General features: G+C 70.9%; 12 protein-coding genes and 1 pseudogene. 6 read left to right on the top strand and 7 right to left on the bottom strand.

The window, feature by feature from the left end:
• A partial coding sequence (locus ACFYOH_RS11375; protein ID WP_388623908.1) for a beta-ketoacyl synthase N-terminal-like domain-containing protein occupies positions 1-3312 on the bottom strand: 3312 nt, incomplete at its 3' end.
• 299 nt (positions 3313-3611) lie between these two features.
• Between ACFYOH_RS11375 and ACFYOH_RS11380 the strand changes: the two genes are divergently transcribed.
• Complete coding sequence (locus ACFYOH_RS11380) at positions 3612-4733, top strand: nucleotide disphospho-sugar-binding domain-containing protein (protein ID WP_388624938.1); 1122 nt, start codon at positions 3612-3614, stop codon at positions 4731-4733.
• Positions 4734-4814: 81 nt separating this feature from the next.
• Here ACFYOH_RS11380 and ACFYOH_RS11385 read toward each other — a convergent pair whose 3' ends face one another.
• The 3 genes from ACFYOH_RS11385 to ACFYOH_RS11395 are packed head-to-tail and all read right to left on the bottom strand — an operon-like array spanning position 4815 to position 7480.
• Positions 4815-6383 carry a PH domain-containing protein gene (locus ACFYOH_RS11385; protein WP_388623911.1) on the bottom strand — a complete coding sequence of 523 codons (1569 nt, stop codon included), beginning with the start codon at positions 6381-6383 and terminating at the stop codon, positions 4815-4817.
• Positions 6380-6871, bottom strand: coding sequence for a PH domain-containing protein (locus ACFYOH_RS11390; RefSeq protein ID WP_228616055.1), 492 nt, complete (start codon positions 6869-6871; stop codon positions 6380-6382). The genes ACFYOH_RS11385 and ACFYOH_RS11390 overlap by 4 nt, the downstream gene beginning before the upstream one ends.
• A 48-nt stretch (positions 6872-6919) precedes the next feature.
• A complete protein-coding gene (locus tag ACFYOH_RS11395; protein ID WP_388623914.1) occupies positions 6920-7480 on the bottom strand; it encodes a hypothetical protein in 561 nt (186 codons plus the stop codon).
• 155 nt (positions 7481-7635) lie between these two features.
• On the opposite strand from ACFYOH_RS11395, the gene ACFYOH_RS11400 reads away from it, so the two are divergent.
• Positions 7636-8880 carry a sensor histidine kinase gene (locus ACFYOH_RS11400; protein ID WP_388623917.1) on the top strand — a complete coding sequence of 415 codons (1245 nt, stop codon included), beginning with the start codon at positions 7636-7638 and terminating at the stop codon, positions 8878-8880.
• Positions 8881-8899: 19 nt separating this feature from the next.
• Complete coding sequence (locus ACFYOH_RS11405) at positions 8900-9547, top strand: response regulator (protein ID WP_388624940.1); 648 nt, start codon at positions 8900-8902, stop codon at positions 9545-9547.
• 59 nt (positions 9548-9606) lie between these two features.
• On the opposite strand, the gene ACFYOH_RS11410 is transcribed toward ACFYOH_RS11405, so the two are convergent.
• The 3 genes from ACFYOH_RS11410 to ACFYOH_RS11420 form a co-directional block, all read right to left on the bottom strand.
• Complete coding sequence (locus ACFYOH_RS11410) at positions 9607-12393, bottom strand: AAA family ATPase (RefSeq protein ID WP_388623920.1); 2787 nt, start codon at positions 12391-12393, stop codon at positions 9607-9609.
• Positions 12394-12557: 164 nt separating this feature from the next.
• Complete coding sequence (locus tag ACFYOH_RS11415; protein ID WP_388623923.1) at positions 12558-13337, bottom strand: thioesterase II family protein; 780 nt, start codon at positions 13335-13337, stop codon at positions 12558-12560.
• Positions 13338-13586: 249 nt separating this feature from the next.
• The gene (locus tag ACFYOH_RS11420) at positions 13587-16568 is read right to left on the bottom strand and encodes an amino acid adenylation domain-containing protein (protein WP_388623926.1); all 2982 of its coding nucleotides are present in this window, start codon (positions 16566-16568) and stop codon (positions 13587-13589) included.
• Between the two features lie 653 nt (positions 16569-17221).
• On the opposite strand from ACFYOH_RS11420, the pseudogene ACFYOH_RS11425 reads away from it, so the two are divergent.
• The 3 genes and pseudogenes from ACFYOH_RS11425 to ACFYOH_RS11435 all read left to right on the top strand — a co-directional run bounded on the left by ACFYOH_RS11425 (position 17222) and on the right by ACFYOH_RS11435 (position 19190).
• Positions 17222-17776: pseudogene (locus ACFYOH_RS11425) on the top strand (glycoside hydrolase domain-containing protein).
• Between the two features lie 15 nt (positions 17777-17791).
• Positions 17792-18052, top strand: a complete 261-nt coding sequence (locus ACFYOH_RS11430) for a hypothetical protein (protein ID WP_388623929.1) — start codon at positions 17792-17794, stop codon at positions 18050-18052.
• A gap of 388 nt (positions 18053-18440) precedes the next feature.
• Positions 18441-19190 carry a CAP domain-containing protein gene (locus tag ACFYOH_RS11435; RefSeq protein WP_388623932.1) on the top strand — a complete coding sequence of 250 codons (750 nt, stop codon included), beginning with the start codon at positions 18441-18443 and terminating at the stop codon, positions 19188-19190.
• Positions 19191-19229: the final 39 nt, after the last annotated feature.

Genomic DNA, 19229 nt, shown 5'->3' on the forward strand with positions numbered 1-19229 from the left:
ACGCCCGGCCACCGGCTTCCACACCACCCGGTAACGCCAGCCGTCCACCACCGACCGCTCACGCACCTGCCGCCGCCACGCCGACAACGCCGGCACGACCTCACTCAACGGCTGCTCGGCACCAACCTCCAACTCCGAAGCCAGCGACTGCACATCCCCCAGCTCCACCGCCTCCCAGAAACGCGCGTCCACCGAACCGGCTTCGACCGCAGCTGCGGAGTTGACAGCAGGAACGGCCGGAATCTCCAGCCAGAACCGCTCCCGCTGAAACGCGTACGTCGGCAACTCCACCCGACGCGCACCCGTCCCCGCGAAATACGCCGCCCAGTCGACTCCGAAGCCCCTGACCTGAACCTGGGCAACAGCCGAAACAAACGCTTCCGCCTCAGGACGGCTCCTGCGCAGCACGGGCACGAACACATACCCGGCCCCACTCACACAGTCCTGAGCCATCGCCGACAGCACACCGTCCGGACCCAGCTCGACAAACGCCGTAACGCCCACGGCCTCCAGCACCCGGACACCGTCCAGGAACCGCACAGCCTCCCGCACATGCCGCACCCAGAACTCCGGCGCACAGATCTCCTCGACACCCACCACGGAACCGGTGAGGTTCGAGACGAGCGGAATGCGGGGAGCCTGGAACTCAAGGACCTGCGCGATGCGCCGGAACTCCGCGAGCATGTCGTCCATGTGCGGCGAGTGGAACGCGTGACTGACCGTCAGGCGCTTGATCTTCCGGCCCTGCGCCTCGAAGCGGCCCGCGATCTCCAGTACCGCGTCCTCGTCACCCGCGACCACCACAGACGCCGGACCGTTGACCGCCGCGATGCTCACCGCGTCCGTCAGATACGGCACCACCTCGTCCTCGGCAGCCTGCACCGCCACCATCGCACCACCGGACGGCAACTCCTGCATCAAACGGCCACGCGCCGCCACCAGCGTGCACGCGTCCTCCAGCGACAGCACACCCGCACAATGCGCCGCAGCGATCTCACCGATCGAATGACCGGACACGAAGTCCGGGCGCACACCCCACGATTCGAGGAGCCGGAACAGCGCCACCTCCACCGCGAACAACGCAGGCTGCGTATACGCGGTGTCGTCGATCAGCCCGGCGTCGGACGAGCCCGGCTCGGCGAACAGTACGTCGCCCAGGGGGCGTTCGAGCTGCTCGTCCAGGTACCACAGCGCGTCGTCCAGCGCGTCGGCGAAGACCGGGTACTCCTCGTACAGCTCCCGGCCCATCCCCAGCCGCTGGCTGCCCTGCCCGGTGAACAGGAACGCCAGCTTGCCGCCGACGCGTGATCCCCTGATCGTGCCGGCGGACGAGTCGGCACTCGCCAGGGCGCTCAGCTGCCGCAGGAACTCGTCGCGGTCACCGGCGACCAGCACCGCCCGCTCGTCGAAGGCGGCACGACCGGTGGCGAGGGAGTAACCCACGTCGACGAGGTCCACGTCCTCGTCGGCCAGCAGTTGTGCGCGCAGACGGGCAGCCTGGTCCCGCAGCGCGTCCGCGTCCTTGGCGGACAGCACCCACGGCACGACCGAGGGGACACGGGCCGACGGGGTCTCGCCCCGCTCCGCCTCGGCGATCGCCGGCGGCTCCTCGAGGATGGTGTGGGCGTTGGTGCCGCTCATTCCGAAGGAGGACACGCCCGCCCGGCGCGGGCGGCCGGACTCCGGCCAGTCCTGGGCCTCGGTCAGCAGCTCGACCGCGCCCGCCGACCAGTCCACATGCGGCGTCGGCTCGTCGACGTGCAGCGTGCCCGGCAGTACGCCGTGCCGCATCGCCATCACCATCTTGATCACGCCGGCCACACCGGCGGCCGCCTGCGTGTGACCGATGTTCGACTTGATCGAGCCCAGCAGCAGCGGCCGGTCCTCGGGGCGCTCCTGGCCGTAGGTGGCCAGCAGCGCCTGCGCCTCGATCGGGTCGCCGAGCCGGGTGCCCGTTCCGTGGGCCTCGACCACGTCGACGTCCGCCGCGGAGAGCCCGGCGTTGGCCAGGGCCTGGCGGATGACGCGCTGCTGGGAGGGACCGTTGGGGGCGGTCAGGCCGTTGCTGGCGCCGTCCTGGTTGATGGCCGATCCGCGGACGACCGCCAGCACGGGGTGGCCGTTGCGGCGGGCGTCGGAGAGCCGCTCGACCAGGAGCATGCCGACGCCTTCGCCCCAGGCGGTGCCGTCGGCCGCCGCGGCGAAGGGCTTGCAGCGGCCGTCGGGGGCGAGGCCGCGCTGCCGGCTGAAGGCGATGAAGGAGCCGGGGTTGGCCATGACGGCCACGCCGCCGGCGAGGGCGATGGAGCATTCGCCGCTGCGCAGCGCCTGGACGGCGAGGTGCAGGGCGGCCAGGGAGGAGGAGCAGGCGGTGTCGACGGTGACGGTGGGACCCTCGAAACCGAAGGTGTAGGCGATGCGGCCGGAGGCGACGCTCGCCGCGTTGCCGGTGACCAGATAGCCTTCGATGCCTTCTTCGGCCTCGTGGAGGCGGGGGCCGTAATCCTGGTTCTCCGCGCCGACGAAGACACCTGCCTGATGGCCGCGGAATTCACCGGGGTCGATTCCGGCGCGTTCGAACGCCTCCCAGGAGGTTTCCAGCAGCAGTCGCTGCTGGGGGTCCATTGCGAGTGCCTCGCGCGGGGAGATCCCGAAGAATGCGGGGTCGAACCGGTCGGCGTCGTGCAGGAATCCGCCTTCGCGGGCATAGCTGGTGCCGGGGTTGTCGGGGTCGGGGTCGTACAGGCCGGAAATATCCCAGCCGCGTCCGGCGGGGAATTCGGAAATCGCGTCGGTGCCGGAGAGTGCCAGCCGCCACAGGTCCTCGGGCGAGTGCACGTTTCCGGGATAGCGGCAGCCGATTCCCACGATGGCGACGGGCTCGTCGTCCGCGGCGCCGGCGGCGTGGATGCCGGCGCCGGCGGGCTGCGGGGTCAGGCCGAGGATCTCGGTGCGCAGCAGGCGGGCCAGGGCCGCCGGTGTGGGGTGGTCGAATGCGAGGGTGACCGGCAGCTTCAGGCCGGTGGCCGCGGTGAGCCTGCTGTGCAGGTCGACGGCGGCGAGCGAGTCGAAGCCGAGGTCGAGGAAGGGGCGGTGGGGGTCGAGGGCCTGCGGGGCGTTGTCCCGCAGGGCGGCCCGCACCAGGGTGACGACCCAGTCGGTCAGCTGCTGTTCCTGCTCGGCCTCGGCCAGACCGGTGAGCCGCTCCCGCCAGGACGGCCGGTTCTCGCTCGTCCGGTCCGGCGCGTCGTTCGGACCCAGGTCCTTCACGTCGCTGTGCTCGGGCGTGAAATCCTCGGATCCACTCATCAACGCGCTCCATTACCCTGACAGACAGAATCCAACGACCATTTCACAGCCTGCCATGGGTGGGGTGCGCGAGAAACCCCTCCAAACCCCCTATGAACCCCTATCTTCGGGTGCCGGACAAGGGTTCTGCGTCGGTGCGCAACGGGAGTTCCCTGCGTTTCGCGACGATCACCGAGGGGGGTGTTCCGGAGGTATTTCCGTTGCCTTGACGGCTTCCCGGCACCCCGTCGAGAATGCGCTCGACAAGGACGAAAAGTCAAGAATACGACTGCAATTCACCAGTCAGAAGGGAGCGCGTGCTCATGCGCGTCCTGTTCGTCGCCTATCCGGCCATCGGCCATGTCTTCCCGACGGTTCCGCTTGCCTGGGCCCTGCGTGCGGCCGGTCACGAGGTGCTGGTCGCGACCGGGTGCACCGGTCTGGAAGCGGCCAACGCCGGTCTGCACGTGGCGGATGTCGCCCCGGGCCTGGACATGGAGAGCTTCTTCCAGGAAACCGTTCCGGACCTGCTGACGCGGGTGCGGAACCCGGAGGGTCCGGATCCGATCGCCGGCATCCAGCTGTTCGCCCACCTCAACGACCATCTGACCGACGCGATCGTACGCACCGCGGAGGACTTCCGCCCCGATCTGGTGGTCTACGAGCAGATCTTCGTCTCGGCGCTGATCGCCGCTCGCAAGCTGGGCGTGCCCGCCGTGCAGCACAACTTCGGTTTCGCGCGCGGGGCGGACATCCGTGCGATGACCGTCGCCCAGCTCGGTGAGACCATGCGTCGGCACGGTGTGGAGGGGGTGCCCGAGCGGGTCACGACCCTCGACATCGCGCCGCCGAGCATGGTGGAACCCGAGTTGGACGGCTGGTCGATGCGGCCGGTGCCGTACAACAGCGGTGCGGTGCTGCCGGACTGGGTGCTGCGGCGGCCGGAGCGGCCGCGCATCGGTGTCACTCTCGGCACGGCGTCGGTCCATGTCACAGGGCTGGGTCCGGTCCAGCGGCTGCTGGCCGCGGCCGAGTCGGTGGACGCGGAGTTCGTGCTGGCCCTCGGTGACGTCGACACCACTGCGCTCGGTGAACAGCCCGCGAACGTGCGGGTGGTGGGCTGGGTGCCGCTGACGATGCTGCTGCGCACCTGTGTCGGCGCGGTGCACCACGGCGGTTCGGGGACCACGCTGGCGGCGCTGAACGCCGGTGTGCCGCAGATCGTCCTGCCGGACGGCGCGGACCGTTTCGTCAACGCGGCCGCGGTGCACGAGCGCGGCGCGGGCATCAGTGCCCGGGCCGAGGACATCGACGCGCAGTTGCTGCGGCAGCTGGTGGCGGACGACAAGATGCGCGCGGTCGCGGCGGAGGTGCGGGAGGAGATCGAGGGCATGCCCACTCCCGCGCTCGTGGTGCCGCGGCTGGAGGAACTGGCCGCCGGCTGAGTCCTGCGGGCACCGGAAGCGGAGGGGCGACGGGGGAGTCGCCCCTCCGGTTCCCGGGGGAGGGACAGATGGTCTGTGGGGTCAGCGGCGCCGGTGGCCGCGCCGGGGGGCGGGCTGTCGCTCCAGGAAGGGCGCGAGCAGTCCGGGTACGGCCTCTTCGGCCAGGGTCAGCCCGTCCGGCACGGCCACGTCGCGGACCTTGTAGCAGTGGTCGCCTGCCGCCGTGGCGGCTCCCAGGGTGAGCAGGCCGGCGCGCCGCTGGAAGAAGGACCGCGACACGCTCCAGCCGATGATCGCCTCGCGCTGCAGAGCGACCGTGCGGTGCGAGAAGGTGCCGTAACGGGTCACCAGGTAGCGGCCGTGCAGACCGTGGCCGAGGGTGCGGTAGGCGTCGCGGGCGAGCGTTACGGTGACCGGGAGGAGCAGCACCGCGCAGGCGGCGGCCACGTAGAGCAGCGGTGTCCACAGCAGCGCGCCGAGCACGGCGGGGACGGCGGTGATCAGCGCCGTGACGGTCAGCCCGCGATTGACGCGGCGGCGCAGGGCGACGCGCGGATGCGGCCGGAGGCGGGTGACCGTGGTGGGCGACTCGTTCTCGCCGAGTACGTCGGCGGCGACCCGGAGTGCCTCGGCGCGCGGTGCGGGGGGTGTGAGCATCCGCCGTTTGCGGTTCTCGTCCCGGTCGCCCAGGCCGCTGGCGACGGCGTTGAGCCGGGCGCCGCCCGCCCAGCGCAGCAGCATGGTCTCGCTGAGCTCCACTCCGCGCAACCGGCGTTCCTCGATGGTGACGGACCGGGTGACGAGCAGTCCGCGCAGCACTCGGAGGGTGCCGGGGTCCTCCCGCTCGAGGCGGTATCCGTACCAGCCCTCGGTGAAGGTGGCGGTGGAGCCGATCATGCCGAGGACGACGAGGATCAGCACGGTGACCAGGATTCCGAACCACAACGGGACGGACCCGTAGCGGTGCTCGATGCCCTTGACGAAGCCGAGTTCGAGCGGGTCGATGCGCATCTCGTGCAGCGTGCGGTAGACGGTGCCGACGCCGAGCAGGACACCGCCGACGCCCCAGATGGTCAGGGGCGCGTAGCGGATCCAGGACCAGTCCAGGTCGGCGATGGTCGCGTCGTGTTCGTCGGCGACGTGTCCGCGCACCGCGTCACGGCGGCTGAGCAGCCGTTGCCTCAGTTCGGCGCCCTGTGCCCGGCTGACGCCGTCGAGGGAGAGCCGTCGGCTGGAGGCGGAGGTCTGGTCGCCGGTGCCGATACGGACCGAGGTGAGTCCGAACAGGCGGTGGACCGGGTTGGCGGTCAGGTCGACGCCGCGGATCCGGTCGAGCCGGACGGAGCGGTGGCTGCGGAAGAGCAGTCCCGAGCGCAGTTCGATCTTCTCGTCGGTGATGCGGTAACGGGTCGTCAGGAACCGCATCAGACCGATGCCGGTGATCACCAGGGCGGTGATCGCCAGGGAGCCGAGAGTGATCAGTGCTTGCAGGTTCAAGGTCCCGCCGGAGACCAGCAGGGTGCCGGCGCAGGACGCGACCGGCGCGGCCAGGACGCTCAGGTGGACCAGGATCAGGCGGGCGTTGAGCCGCTGCCAGGAGTCGGCCGGTTCCATGGCCGCCGTGCGGTCCACCGCGGTCTGCTGGGTCATGTGGCGTCTCCGGGCGCGGCCTGCGCGTACTTGGTGAGGTGCTCGACGACGTCGGTGGCGACCCGCTGGTCGAGCCCCTTGATCTTCACCGCTCCGGCGCTGGAGGCGGTGGTCACCGTCACGCCGGACAGTCCGAACATCTGCTGGATCGGTCCGCGCAGGATGTCGACGGTCTGGACCCGGGCGAGCGGGACCACGCGCCAGCGCTGCCACAGCCAGCCCGAGGCCGCGTAGACGGCTTCGTCGGTGGTCTCCCAGCGGTGCACCCGGTAGCGCCAGGCCGGCATGATCGCCATGTAGGCCAGGCCGGGGACCAGCGTCGCCGCCAGGCACCAGCCGAACCAGGTGCGGGCCGGCGGGATGAAGAGGTAGAGCACCGCGAACACGATCGGCAGGGGCAGTGCGAAGATCGACGACTGCGTGGTCCACCAGGCGATGGCTCGGCGCTCGACGCGATTGCGCGGCGGCCGGAGCCTCACGTCATCCATGTCTTTCTGCTTCCAGTCCGGGAGGGGCGGCCGGCCGTTGGGCGGCGGTCACCGCGTGGCGGTGTCGGCGCGCTGTTCGGGCCGGCTGGGGACGGTGGTTTCGGCGCCCTCTGCGTTCAGCCGGCGGCGACGGGCCAGCAGGACTCCGGTGCGGGCCAGCACCATGGCGAGCGACATGAACACGAAGGCGTTGGCGTAGACGTCCTGCCCGCTGAGCTTGTAGTCGATGCTGAACTTGATGATGCCCTGGGGGAACCAGTGTTCCGTGCCGTAGGCGAACAGCACGCGGCTGCTGGACAAGACGATCCAGAGCACAGCGTATCCGATGCCTCCGCGGGTGTAGATCTCGCCCGAGGCCTCACGGTGAGCGGGGAGGAGTGCTCCGGCGATCAGGCCGCAGATGGCGCCCACTCCGATACCGGCGAGCTGCAGCGACACGTCGTTCCCGGCCGTCGGCAGCGAGTGCACGAACAGCGCGATGACGATGGCGACCGCGAGGAGCGAGCGCAGCATGCGCATGTTGGTGACTTTCCTGCGCCCCAGGTCGGTGGCGAGAATGATGGTGAGGATCGTCGCGCTGGCGATGAGCGCAGTGAGGAACGGGCTCATGTGAGGTGTGGCCTTTCGTGGTGGCGCTCGTCTGCCTGCGCCGTTGCATCCAACGTAGGCCGGGGTGGTGCGTCGCCGGGACGACCGACCGGTTGAACCGGCTGTCCGCCGACCGGTGGACACGGCGGGGGGCCGCAGGTGGTACGACTTGTGCTGTGCGCACTCACACCCAGGTGAACGTGGCGGAGCGACGTGGCGGCCGGCCGCCCGAGGCGGGCAACCGGTGGTTCGCCCTGTGGGACGGCTACTTCGCCATCAGCTACGCCGTGACCACCGTGCTGCTGTTCGCCACCAGCGGTGACCAGGCCTACCGGGCCATGGCGATCGGCGCCCTGACGCTGGGCGTGCCGTGGTACGCGGCGCTCGGCCGTGGCCTGATGGTGCACAACACGGGCCACCGGAGCTTCGGCCCGCGCAATGTGGTCTTCGGGGTCGGTCTGTTCCTGCTGTTCACGGTCGCCACCGCGTGCGACATCGCCGCGTCGTTCGCGTTGTTCGCCGTGGTGCCCATGCTGATGATGGCGCTGTCCACCACCCCGGCGATCGCGGTGGTGCTGCTGGCCAACCTGGTGCCGGTGACGGTGGTGTGGCTGACCGGCGGGCAGATCGGCGCGGTGCTGCCCATCTCGCTGCTGGGCATCGCGCTGTCGGTGTTGCAGGGGCTGTGGATCACCCGGGTGGTGCGGCAGAGCAGGGAACGCGCCGAGCTGATCGAGGAGTTGCGGCAAAGCCGCGAGCAGTTGGCTCAGCTGTCCCGCGAGGCGGGGATCGCCGCGGAGCGCGAGCGGCTGGCCCGGGAGATCCACGACACGCTGGCTCAGGGGCTGACCAGCATCATCAGTCTGGTGCAGGCCGCGGAGTCGGAGGTGGCCGAGTTGCCCGAGCTGGCCTGCAGGCACCTGGAGTTGGCCGGGCGGGTGGCGAAGGACAGTCTGGTGGAGGCGAGGGAGTTCGTCGCCGCGCTGACGCCTCCCTCGCTGCGCGAGAGTTCGCTGGCGCAGGCGGTCCAGCGGCAGGCGGACAACCTGGTGGCGCAGACCGGGCTGACGGTGCGGTGCCGTGTGGAGGGTCCGGAGGTGCCTCTGCCGATGGCGGTCGGCGTGGTCCTGCTGCGCACGGTGCAGGAGGCCTTCGCGAATGTGCGCAAGCACGCCTCGCGGGCCCGGTGCGTGGACGTGGTGCTGAGCTATGCGCCGGACAGGGTGGGGCTGCTGGTCCGTGACGACGGTGAGGGTTTCGAAGTGCGCCTGGACGACAAGGGTTTCGGGCTGAGCGGCATGCGGGCACGGGTGCAGGAGATCAACGGGGAGGCCACCGTCAGGAGCCGGCCCGGCCGGGGCACGGCCATCGAGGTGACGGTCCCGTTGGCGGCTGCCGGGGAGCTCGCCGATGAGCGATGAGAAGGCGGACGGCAAGAAGATGACGAAGCACACCGAGCCGGCGGCCGGGGACGGCCTGCGGGTCCTGCTCGCCGACGACCATCCGGTGGTACGGGAGGGACTGTGCGCCATCCTGGAATCCGCGGACGGCATCAGCGTCGTCGGTCAGGCCGGCTCCGGGGAGGAGGCGGTCGCGCTCACGGCCCGGCTGGAACCCGACATCGTGCTGCTGGACCTGCGGATGGGCGGCATGGACGGGGTGGCCGCCACCGGGCACATCCTGCGCCAGTGCCCGCGCACCAAGGTCGTCATCGTCACCACGTACGAGAGTGACGCGGACATCCTGCGCGCGGTGGAGGCGGGTGCCGCCGGGTATCTGCTCAAGGGCAGCAGCCGGGCGGAGCTGATCAACGCGGTGCTGGCCGCCGCCCGGGGTGAGACCGTGCTGACGCCGTCGCTGGCGGGCAAGCTGGTCCGGGCCCGGACGGTGGACGTCCCGCAACTGTCGGAGCGCGAGTGCGAGGTGCTGCGCCTGGTCAGCCAGGGACTGACGAACGCGGAGATCGGGCGGAAGCTGTTCATCGGCGAGGCGACCGTGAAGACCCACCTGCTGCGGGCCTACCGGAAGCTGGACGTGACCGACCGGACCGCCGCCGCCGTCACCGCGTTCGAGCGCGGGCTGTTGTGACGGCGGCGAGGTCCTGGAACGGCCGGCCCCGGCGGTGGGCCGCGTGGCCCGGGCGGGGGTCAGGCGATACCGGCGAGACTGCTGTCGGAGAGCTTGGACGGCAGATCACGGCGCCGTTTTACGTTCAACTTCCGGTAGATGCGGGTCAGATGCTGCTCCACGGTACTCACCGTGACGTAGAGCTTGGTGGCGATCTCCCGGTTGGTGTGCCCGTGTGCGGCGAGGACGGCGACGCGCGACTCGGCCTCGGTGAGGGCCTCGGCCTCGCGCGAGATGTCACCGTCGCGGCCGCCGGCCGGATCGGCGTCGGCGTCGCCCGGCATCAGCTCCTGGCACAGCGGTTCCGCGCCGCATGCCTTGGCCACGTGCCACGCCTTGCGGACCAGCAGCCGGGCCCGGTTGAAGTCGCCGAGCGACCGGTAGCTGTTGCCCAGTTCGCCCAGGGCAGCGGCCAGGTGCAGCCGGTCGTCGCTGTTCTCCAGGATCTCCACGGACTCGTTGAGCAGCTGCAGCCGGCGCTTGACCTCCACGGTGCGGGCCAGGACGAGGAGCTGGGCGCCGCGGGTACGGCTGGGGGCCGCACCGCCGCGGCGAGGCTGCCGTTCGGCCAGGGCACGGGCTCGCTCCGGCTCGCCGAGGGCCAGCCACGCCTCGGCGGCGTCGACGCGCCAGGGCACGAGTTCCGGGGCGTCGAGTCCCCACTTCTCCATCAGCCTGCCGCAGGTCAGGAAGTTCTCCACGGCGGCGTGGTAGCGGCCGGTGGCCAGATGGCAGCGGCCCCTGGCGCGGATGTACTGCAGGCCCAGCAGGGTGTCGAACAGCGCTTCGGGCACGGGCTGCTCCAGCAGGACCACGGCCTCGTCGTGCCGGCCCATGCCGACTTCCGCCTGGATCAGCGTGCTGAGCGGGAGCGCGATGCCAATGCCCCAGCTCTGCAGCGAGATCAGCGACAGGGCGGCGCGGGCGTGGTGCGCGGCGCCGGGGAGGTCGCCCTGGCGCAGCGCGATGTCGCCCCGTACCGCGGACAGCAGCGCCTGCCAGCCGGGCGCGCGCCGCGTGGAGCACTCGCCGAGCAGCCGCTCGCACCAGGCCAGCGCCAGGTCGGCCCGGTCGGCGTAGATGAGCGCCAGGAGCGAGAAGACCAGCGGCTGCAGGGAGTTGTCGCTGATGCGGTGCCGCTGCAGCAGGCGCTGGGCCTCGGCGACAGCGTTGTCGCCGAGGGTGCCGGTCAGTGCGGCGGAGATGGCCGAGGCGGCCAGAGCGTGGGCGTCATCGACGGTGCCGCGGCCGCCGGGGCCCCGGTCCCGGCGCGGTTCGGCTTCCGGGAGAACCGGTTCCAGCGAGGGGCTGATCATCGTCAGCCAGCGGCGCGCGGACTCCAGGGCGGCCGCCTGGTGCGCGGGCGGCTGCTCCGGGCCCTGGGACAGGGCGTGCACCACGTCACTCGCCTGGCCGAGCCGTCCGGACCATCCGAGGTAGGACACCGACGTGGCGAGGTCGCCTCCGGGCAGCCGCTCCGGGTCGAGTTCGGCCGTCAGCTGCGGCAGATGGGCCTCGGCGGCTGCGGGGTTGAGCCGCCACACCAGGCTGACGAGCCGGGCCTTGATCGCCGTCCGCGTCACGCGGTCCCGGCAGGCCTGGTGGGCCAGTTCCAGACAGCGCAGCGCCACCTCGATGTCGTCGTCGATCAGCGCGTACTCGGCCGCCTCCTGCAGGACGGGGATCATGCCGGGGTCGACGTCCTGCCGACCGCACAGCAGGTGCTGGGCCACCTCCAGGGCCGAGGCGCCGTCGCGGTGCAGGAGGGCCGCGGCCCGCTGGTGCAGCGACGCGAGGGTCTGGGGCGGCGTGACCTCCAGAACGGCGGCGCGGGCCGACGGATCGCGGAAGGCTCCGCCGTGGAGCACCGCGCACCGGACGAGGTCCTGCACACCCTGCTCCGCCTGCTGGGCCTGGATGCCGAGGACCTGGCCGAGCAGGGTGGGCGAGCCGGCGTCGCCGAGCACGGCGACGCCCCGGGCGACGATCAGCATGTCCGGCTCGCCGCGGTGCAGACAGTCCCGCACGGCCTGGGCGTACTTGTCGGCCGGTACGACGCGCTGGAAGGGTTCGTTGCGATCGGCGGTGCCCTGGCAGTCCTCGAGCAGCGCACGCAGCAGCAGCGGGTTGCCGCCGGTCATGGCGTGGAACTCCGGGGCCAGCCGGGCGGCCAGCGCGGGAACGAAGTGGCCGGCGATGACGCCCGCGGTGCCCTGCGGGGACAGCATGCCGACGTGGATGCGGCTGCAGTGCGGCTGGCGCAGTAGTTCGGCGTGGAACACGAGCTGTTCCTGGCGCAGCCGGGTGGCCTCGGTGAGCACGATCAGGATGTGCGCCTGCCGTATTCGCCGGGCCAGATAGAGGAGAAATTGCAAAGATTCTTCGTCGGAGCAGTGGACATCGTCGATCGCGATGACGATCGGATGTTCATGGGCGAGTTGCAGAAGGGCCCAGGCGGCATAGGGCATGGGCCGCATTCGGTCACGCTGGCTCGTTTCGTGCGCGGCCTCGTCCATCAGTCGCAGCGCCTCGGCGCGGACTTCGGGGGCCATTGACGTGTGGTCAAAAATCTTTCTCAGGATGCCGAAGGGCAAAGCGCTTTCGGCGCGAGAAGCAGTCGCGTCGAGCAGTATCGCGCCCTCGTCGATCGCCTGCTCGGTAAAGGCTTGCAGTAGTTCGGTCTTGCCACTGGCGACCGGGCCGCTGAGCAGGGCGACGCGGCCCCGTCCGGTGCCGGCGCTGAGCAACTGCTCGTTCAGTGCGCTCAGGTGGCTCTCTCGTTCGACCAACTTCGATGACAAGGTCATTTTTATCCCCCGAAAACCGCTGTCCGCCCGAATCACTGAGTGGGGCAGGACGCGGCGGTGGTGTGCTGAAGAGCGGTGACTTCTGGGGCGGCGGAATGCATGCGAATCGGGCATCGCGGGCCTGATCGCAGCCGGGGACCGCTGGTCAGCGCGGTCCCCCGGGGTCAGGTAAGGGAAGCGCCCGCGCTGGGAAGGGAGGTGCTGAGCGTTTCCGAGACGATCTTCAGGATCTCTTCCTGGTGGTTCGCCAGGAAGAAGTGACCGCCCGAGAACACACGCAGGTCGAAGGCCCCGGTGGTGTGACCGCGCCACGCCTCGGCTTCCTCCAGGCTGGTCCTGGGGTCGTTGTCGCCGGTCAGCACGGTGATTGGGGCGCTCACCGTGAGCCCGGGAGCGGCGCGGTAGTTCTCGATCGCGGTGTAGTCGCTGCGGATCGCGGGCAGCACCATCCGCAGGATCTCCTCGTCGCCGAGGATCTGGGCGTCCGTTCCGCTCAGCAGCCGCATCTCCTCGACGATTCCGTCGTCGTCACGCCGGTGGACGTTTTCGTCACGGTACCGTGAAGGGGCCCGGCGGCCCGAGGCGAACACGGCGAGAGGCACGAGGCCGAGGTCCCGTTCCAGACGCCTGGTCACCTCGAAAGCAAGCACTGCTCCCATGCTGTGCCCGAACAGCGCCACCGGGCGGTCCAGCCACGGCTTCAGCTCGGCCGCGATCGCGTCCGCGTATTCACCGATGTCCTCGACGGCCGGATCCATGCGGCGATCCTGTCGTCCCGGGTACTGCACCGAGACGACATCCACCTCGGGAGACAGCGCACGTGACATCGGGAAGTAGAAGGGTGCCGACCCGCCGGCGTGCGGGAGGCATACGAGACGCACTCCGCTCTCCGCAGCGGGGTGGAAACGGCGTATCCATCGGCTGGGGTCCTGGAATTCACCCACTGCACCAAAACTCTTTCCTGAGATTGTCTGTCAGCGACAAGGACGACCCTCCTGTGCCGGTCTCGAACACGGTCATCGCTGCCGAATCTTTTCCGGCACTTCCTGCCGTCGCCTCGACCAATCCATGTCTAGCAGAGGGCTTGATCTAGGGGGTACCCCTAGGTTTGGGGCCGCGCTCCGCGGGAACCGACCGGGGCACTGGGGCTACTGGTGGTTCCATTTGGCGACCCGTGTTCGATGTAGCGTTACTCACACCCCTGTCGGCTCGATGCACGCCTGCCGGACGAGCGCGGTGACGCGTTCCAGCGTCGGTTCCCGGAGAATTTCGGGCAGCCTGGCCATGAAGGCCTCCTCGGCGGCGGTGTCGAGCAGTTCGCGGCCCACGCCGGCGAGCATCGCCAGGAACGACAACGAGTCACCGCCCAGTCGGTGGAAGTCGGACTGCCCGTCCAGCCGGGACCGTTCGACCCCGAGCGTGCGCGCCCATGTCTCGGCCACCGCCTCCGCGACCGGGTCGGCGGGGAAGGCCGCGTGCGGGGCGTGCACGCTGCCGTCGGGTTCGCCCCCGTGCGGGTCCGGCAGAGCCCGTACGTCCACCTTGCCGCTGACCGTGTATGGCAGTTCGGGCACCACGACCAGGGCGGCGGGAATCATGTGGGCCGGCAGCCGCTCGGCCAGGTACCCCCTCAACTCCCCAGCACCGACCGCTTCGTTCACCAGCAGGTAGCCGTACAGTGCCTTGCCCGTGTGGCCCGCCGCTGCTCGCGCAACCACCACGGCCCGGTCCACCGCCGGGTGCTCCTCCAGCGCCCGCGCCACCTCGGCCGGCTCCACCCGATGACCACGTATCTTGACCTGGTCGTCGATGCGCCCGACGAACTGCAGCTCTCCTGACGGCAGGACGCGGGCCAGATCGCCGGTGCGGTAGACGCGGGTGCCGTCGGCCAGGCTGGGGAAGCGTTCCCGGTCGAGGTCGGGCCGGCCGAGGTAACCGCGGGCCAGCTGGGCACCGCCGAGATACATCTCGCCCACCTCGCCGGGTGCGACGAACCGCCGCTCGGCGTCGAGCAGGAACACCGTGGTGTTGTCCGCGGGCAGGCCGATGGGTACGACCGTCCCCTCGAGGTCGGTCTCCTCGTCGTAGGTGTGCGCGGTGCAACCGATGGTGGCCTCGGTCGGCCCGTACAGGTTGATGATCCGGCACTTCGGCCCGAACATCTCCTGGGCCCGGGCGGCGACCTCCACGCGCAGTTGCTCACCCACCACGACCACGCTGCGGTAACCGTCCGGCGCGATGTCCAGCCCGCCGATCAGGTCGAGGTGGGAGGGGGTCAGGTTCAGCATGTTGGCCCGCGTCCCGGTCAACAGGCGGCGCAGCGACAGGTGATGGGGGTCGTCCCGCATCAGCACCACCTCGCCGCCCGTCAGCAGCGGCAGGAAGACGGAGGTGCCGGAGACGTCGAAGGAGGGGGAGGTGAGCAGCGGCAGGCAGGTGTCGGCGTCGACGCCGAACTCGCGGGTGGCCCAGTGCACGTAGTTGAGCAGATGGCGGTGCTCGATCTGCACCCCCTTGGGCCGGCCGGTCGACCCGGAGGTGTAGATGACGTAGGCAAGGTCGCCGGGGTGGGTCTCCGCGTCATCCGGCCGCGGGTCGTCCGCCGGGGCACCGCCTGCGGCGAGGGCGTCCAGCGGCAGCGTGCGGCAGCCGACCGGGAAGCAGTTGCGCTCCTGATAGGGGGCCTCGGCCAGGCACAGGGTGCTGCCCGCGTCCGTCAGCAGCTCGGACAGGCGCCTGTCCGGGTGTCGCACGTCCAGCGGGAGATAGCAGGCGCCCGCCCTCAGGACGCCCCACAGGCCGGCGATCGACGCCACCGTGCGGCCGGCGAGCAGTCCGACCACCGTGCCGGGCCCCGCGCCCAGGCGGCGCAGCTCGGCCGCGACCGCGTCGGCGCGGCGGCTGAGTTCCAGGTAACTCACCTCGCCCTCCGGGCCGCTCAGTGCGGTGCGGTACGGCGTGCGCTCGACCTGCTCGCGGAAGAGCCGTACCACCGAATCCTCGCCGGGCAGCGGCTGTTGCGGGCGGTTGCCGGCCCAACGGCGGTGCGCCCGGGGCGAGAGCGCCTCCTCGACGGTGTCCAGCAGCGCGTCGGCCCGGGCCGCGACGTCAGGACCGTCGTACCAGCTCACGGTGATCTCCGTGCGTCCGGGAAGTTCCACGAGGCCGATCTCGGGCGGGCCGCCGGGAGTCATGCCGCCCAGCGCGTAGACCGCGGTGGCCCGGAATCCGTCGGCGCTGAAGTCGTCGGGGTCGACGGCGCCCAGGTGCGAGACGCAGGCCCGACCGCTGTACCGGTCCGCGTCGGCGGCGGCGCGGTCGAGGTGAGCGATGCCCTCGCGCAGCACCGGCAGCGGCAGCTCCATGATCGCCGGATCGGTTCCGCCCGCCAGGTCCCGGTGGTCCGCCAGGGCGGCCAGCAGCCGGCTCTGCACCTGCTCCCAGCCGTCACCCGCACCCACCTCCAGGTCGACGGCGTGAGAGAGGACGGCGGTGGACCGCAGGTCCGGCAGGTGACGGCGCAGATCCACCGGGATGTGGAACCGGCCCGGGCCATGGGCGGCCGCGACGGCCGCCGCCACCTTGGAAGTGGCCGCGAGATGGGTGCCGTCAACGGTGCGGCGGCGCCACAACAGGCCCCCGTGCTCCCGCGGTCGGGGACCGAGCGGCGAGCGGAACGACAGTGCGCGGTCGGTGGCGCGGGGCGGTTCGCCGTCCGGGTGCAACCGCCGCAGCAACTCCTCGACGCCGTCGTCGGCAGCACCCATCGGGTCCTCGCCGCGCAGCGCACGGAAGACGTCGCGCGCCCACATCAGCAGGCCGCGGCCGTCCATCACGGCGTGGTCGGCACGGAACACCACGGTGGCCGGGCTGCCGGGCACCAACAGCACCTCGCCGGTCGCGGTCAGCTCGTCGAAGGGCTCTCGCAGCGCCGGAGCGTCGAGCCGTGCCGGGTCGAGGGAGCCGGCCTCCAGCACGCGTACGGCGGGGGCCACGCCGCCGTCCACCCAGCGATCTTCGTGCCGGACCAGCCGGACCCCGCGATGCACGCGGGCCGCCGCGGCGACAGCCGCCGTCAGCCGCCTCGGCGAGATCGTCCCGTCGCCCTCGACGAGGTGATGCATCACCCTCAGCTCGGGCTCGATGCCGAGAAAGGCCCACTCCAGCGGAGCCACTTTCCTCACGAAAGATGCCAACTCAATCACTTCTCCCCCATTCGACGGCGCCGGATGCGCACGGCGAAGGCGCCCCGCCCGCCCAGGACAGACGCGAGCGGTTCTCCATACATCCACGTCTAGGCCATCACCGCAGCCACGACAGCCCCTAGCGCCCGCCGTTTCCCGCACCTGCCACCCCTGTGATCCCCTGTGGAGGCGCCTCACACCCGAACGCAGCCTTCGGCGCCACTTCCCCCTGCCGGTCCCCCTTCCCGGGGGCGGCTGCAGCCCGTTGACAGCCGCTCACCCCGTTCCTACAATCCGCCTGGCCGTGCCCTCCGCCGGGGTCATCGCCACCGCCACGTACGGCAGCGGCAAGGCGTCGGCCGAGCGGATCCTGCGCACCGGCCGGCTCGACGGCCCGGCCCGGCGCGAGCGGCACGCGGCCCGGCGCCGACCGTGCCCCGAAAGCGACCGCCTCCGCCGCCGCCCTGGCCGGCACCGCACAGCCCGGCGCCTACACCGGCAAGGGCTTCGACACATGCGCCGCCCCGAGCACCTCCACGATGAACGCCTGGGGAGCCTCCCCCTACCGGGCCGTGAGCGTGTACATCGGCGGCAACACCCGCGCCTGCGACCAGCCTTCTCTCACCTCGTCATGAGAGAGCACCGTGACCGGCAACGGCTGGCACCTGATCCCGACGTACGTCGGCTCGCAGGCGCCCTGCACCTCTTTCGGCCACACGGCCTCCACCGATCCGGCCACCGCCCGCAGCCAGGGCACCGCGGAGGCCGACGACGCCGTCGCCCAGGCGCAGGCGCTCGGGATCCCGGCCGACAGCGTCCTCTACAACGACATGGAGGGCTACGGCAACACCAACTCCTCCTGCAGCACCGGCGTCCTGAACTAGCTCTCCGCCTGGACTGGCGAACTGCACGCGCGCGGCTACCGCTCCGGTTCCTACTCCAGCGCCGGCTCCGGCATGCGCTACCTGGCCGCCCAGTACACCATCGGCGCCTACACCCTGCCGGACCACCTCTGGTTCGCCTGGTGGAACGGCGTCGCCGACACCGACGCCGGCACCTACGTGCCCGCCGCCGACTGGGCCGGCCACCAGCGCATCCACCAGTACTTCGGCGGGACCGACGAGACCTGGGGCGGCGTCACCGTCAACATCGACGGCGACTGCCTCGACGTCGACGGCGGAGGCAGCGTTCCCCCGTAGTCGGCCAAGTCCTGAGTGGGCACCTTCGCCACCGCGCCGGTGTATGCCTCGCCGACCGGCACCGCCCGGACCGGCACCCTGAACGCGGGCACCAACCACGTCTACTGCAAGATGTGGGGCCGTCGGATCGGTGAAGCCACGAGCTACGACCACTGGTGGCTCAAGACCGACCCCGGCGCCGGACCGGCGGCCCAGTACGTCGCCGCCTACTACCTCACCCGCTGGGGCAACGACGAGGCCAAGGACAACAACGGCACCTTCATCCCCGACTGCTGACCACCGCCTGCTCCGGCGGTCCACCAGTGCCCGCCGGAGCAGGCGGAAGAGTGATATCCATCACAGCGGTCTCGGCATCTAGGCATCCTGCATAGTAGATGCGGCTTCGATGACATAGGGGATTTGTCCGGCTTGCCGTCGGCGCGAACGGTTCGTCGGGCCAGGATGCGACGCCCGCTCGGCGCCTCCCCCTATCCGCCCGATCTGCCTCTTTTCTGACGGGGCGCCAGACATCAGCAAACGTCGCGGAAGCGAACCCGACATCTCTTCGCTCGGCTGACAAGAGCCCTCTGGGCCTACTAGGCGCGGTAGTGGAAGCCGCCCTTTGCGCTCCTTGTGAAGCCCTCCCGAAAATGAGCGCCCCGGCATCCACGAACGAGGTTGACGAATGGCCAAGCATCGCAAGACGCAGCACTACCGGCGCATAGTCGTCGCCGCCGTCGCCATCGGAGCCGTGGGCGTGCCCTCCGTCGCCCTGGCCTGCTCCGACTGGCCGCACGGCGGAACGGACCAGGCGGACGTCGCGGCGACGAGCACGTCCCCGCAGCCGGAGCACCACGGTCACCGGCACCACCACCATCACCACCGCAACGGCCACCACCACACCGGCACCCCGCAGGCCACCGCGTCCCCCACGCACCGGCCCACCGCGCAGCCGAGCAGCAGCACGCACAAGCCCCAGCCGACCGCTGCGCCCAGCACCCCCGCGGCCCCCAAGCCCACCGCCACGCCGAGCACCCCGAAGGCCACCCCCACCGCCTCCTCGGCCACCGCGCGCGTCGTGCAGCTCGTCAACGCCGAGCGCGCCAAGGTCGGTTGCCATCCCCTGACCGTGAACGCGGAGCTGACCAAGGCGGCGCAGGCCCACAGCGCGGACATGGCGGCCCACCAGAACATGTCGCACACCGGGTCCGACGGATCGTCCCCCGGTGACCGCATCACGCGGGCCGGCTACAGCTGGAGCGCCTACGGCGAGAACGTCGCCTACGGGTACGCCACCCCGGAGCAGGTCATGACGGGCTGGATGAACAGCCCCGGACACCGGGCCAACATCCTCAACTGCTCGTACAAGGAGATCGGAGTCGGTCTCGCCCAGCCGGGCAGCTACTGGACGCAGGACTTCGGCACCGCCCGGTAGCCCCATCGCCCGATAGCCCCATCGCCCGGTAGGCCCACC

Origin of the sequence: Streptomyces sp. NPDC007856, from assembly GCF_042868225.1 — a bacterium.
Classification (GTDB): domain Bacteria; phylum Actinomycetota; class Actinomycetes; order Streptomycetales; family Streptomycetaceae; genus Streptomyces.

Coding starts and splice junctions, on each gene's coding strand:
- ACFYOH_RS11380 (WP_388624938.1), top strand. CDS start 3,612: ATGCGCGTCCTGTTCGTCGCCTATCCGGCCATCGGCCATGTCTTCCCG.
- ACFYOH_RS11385 (WP_388623911.1), bottom strand. CDS start 6,383: ATGACCCAGCAGACCGCGGTGGACCGCACGGCGGCCATGGAACCGGCC.
- ACFYOH_RS11390 (WP_228616055.1), bottom strand. CDS start 6,871: ATGGATGACGTGAGGCTCCGGCCGCCGCGCAATCGCGTCGAGCGCCGA.
- ACFYOH_RS11395 (WP_388623914.1), bottom strand. CDS start 7,480: ATGAGCCCGTTCCTCACTGCGCTCATCGCCAGCGCGACGATCCTCACC.
- ACFYOH_RS11405 (WP_388624940.1), top strand. CDS start 8,900: ATGACGAAGCACACCGAGCCGGCGGCCGGGGACGGCCTGCGGGTCCTG.
- ACFYOH_RS11410 (WP_388623920.1), bottom strand. CDS start 12,393: ATGACCTTGTCATCGAAGTTGGTCGAACGAGAGAGCCACCTGAGCGCA.
- ACFYOH_RS11435 (WP_388623932.1), top strand. CDS start 18,441: ATGGCCAAGCATCGCAAGACGCAGCACTACCGGCGCATAGTCGTCGCC.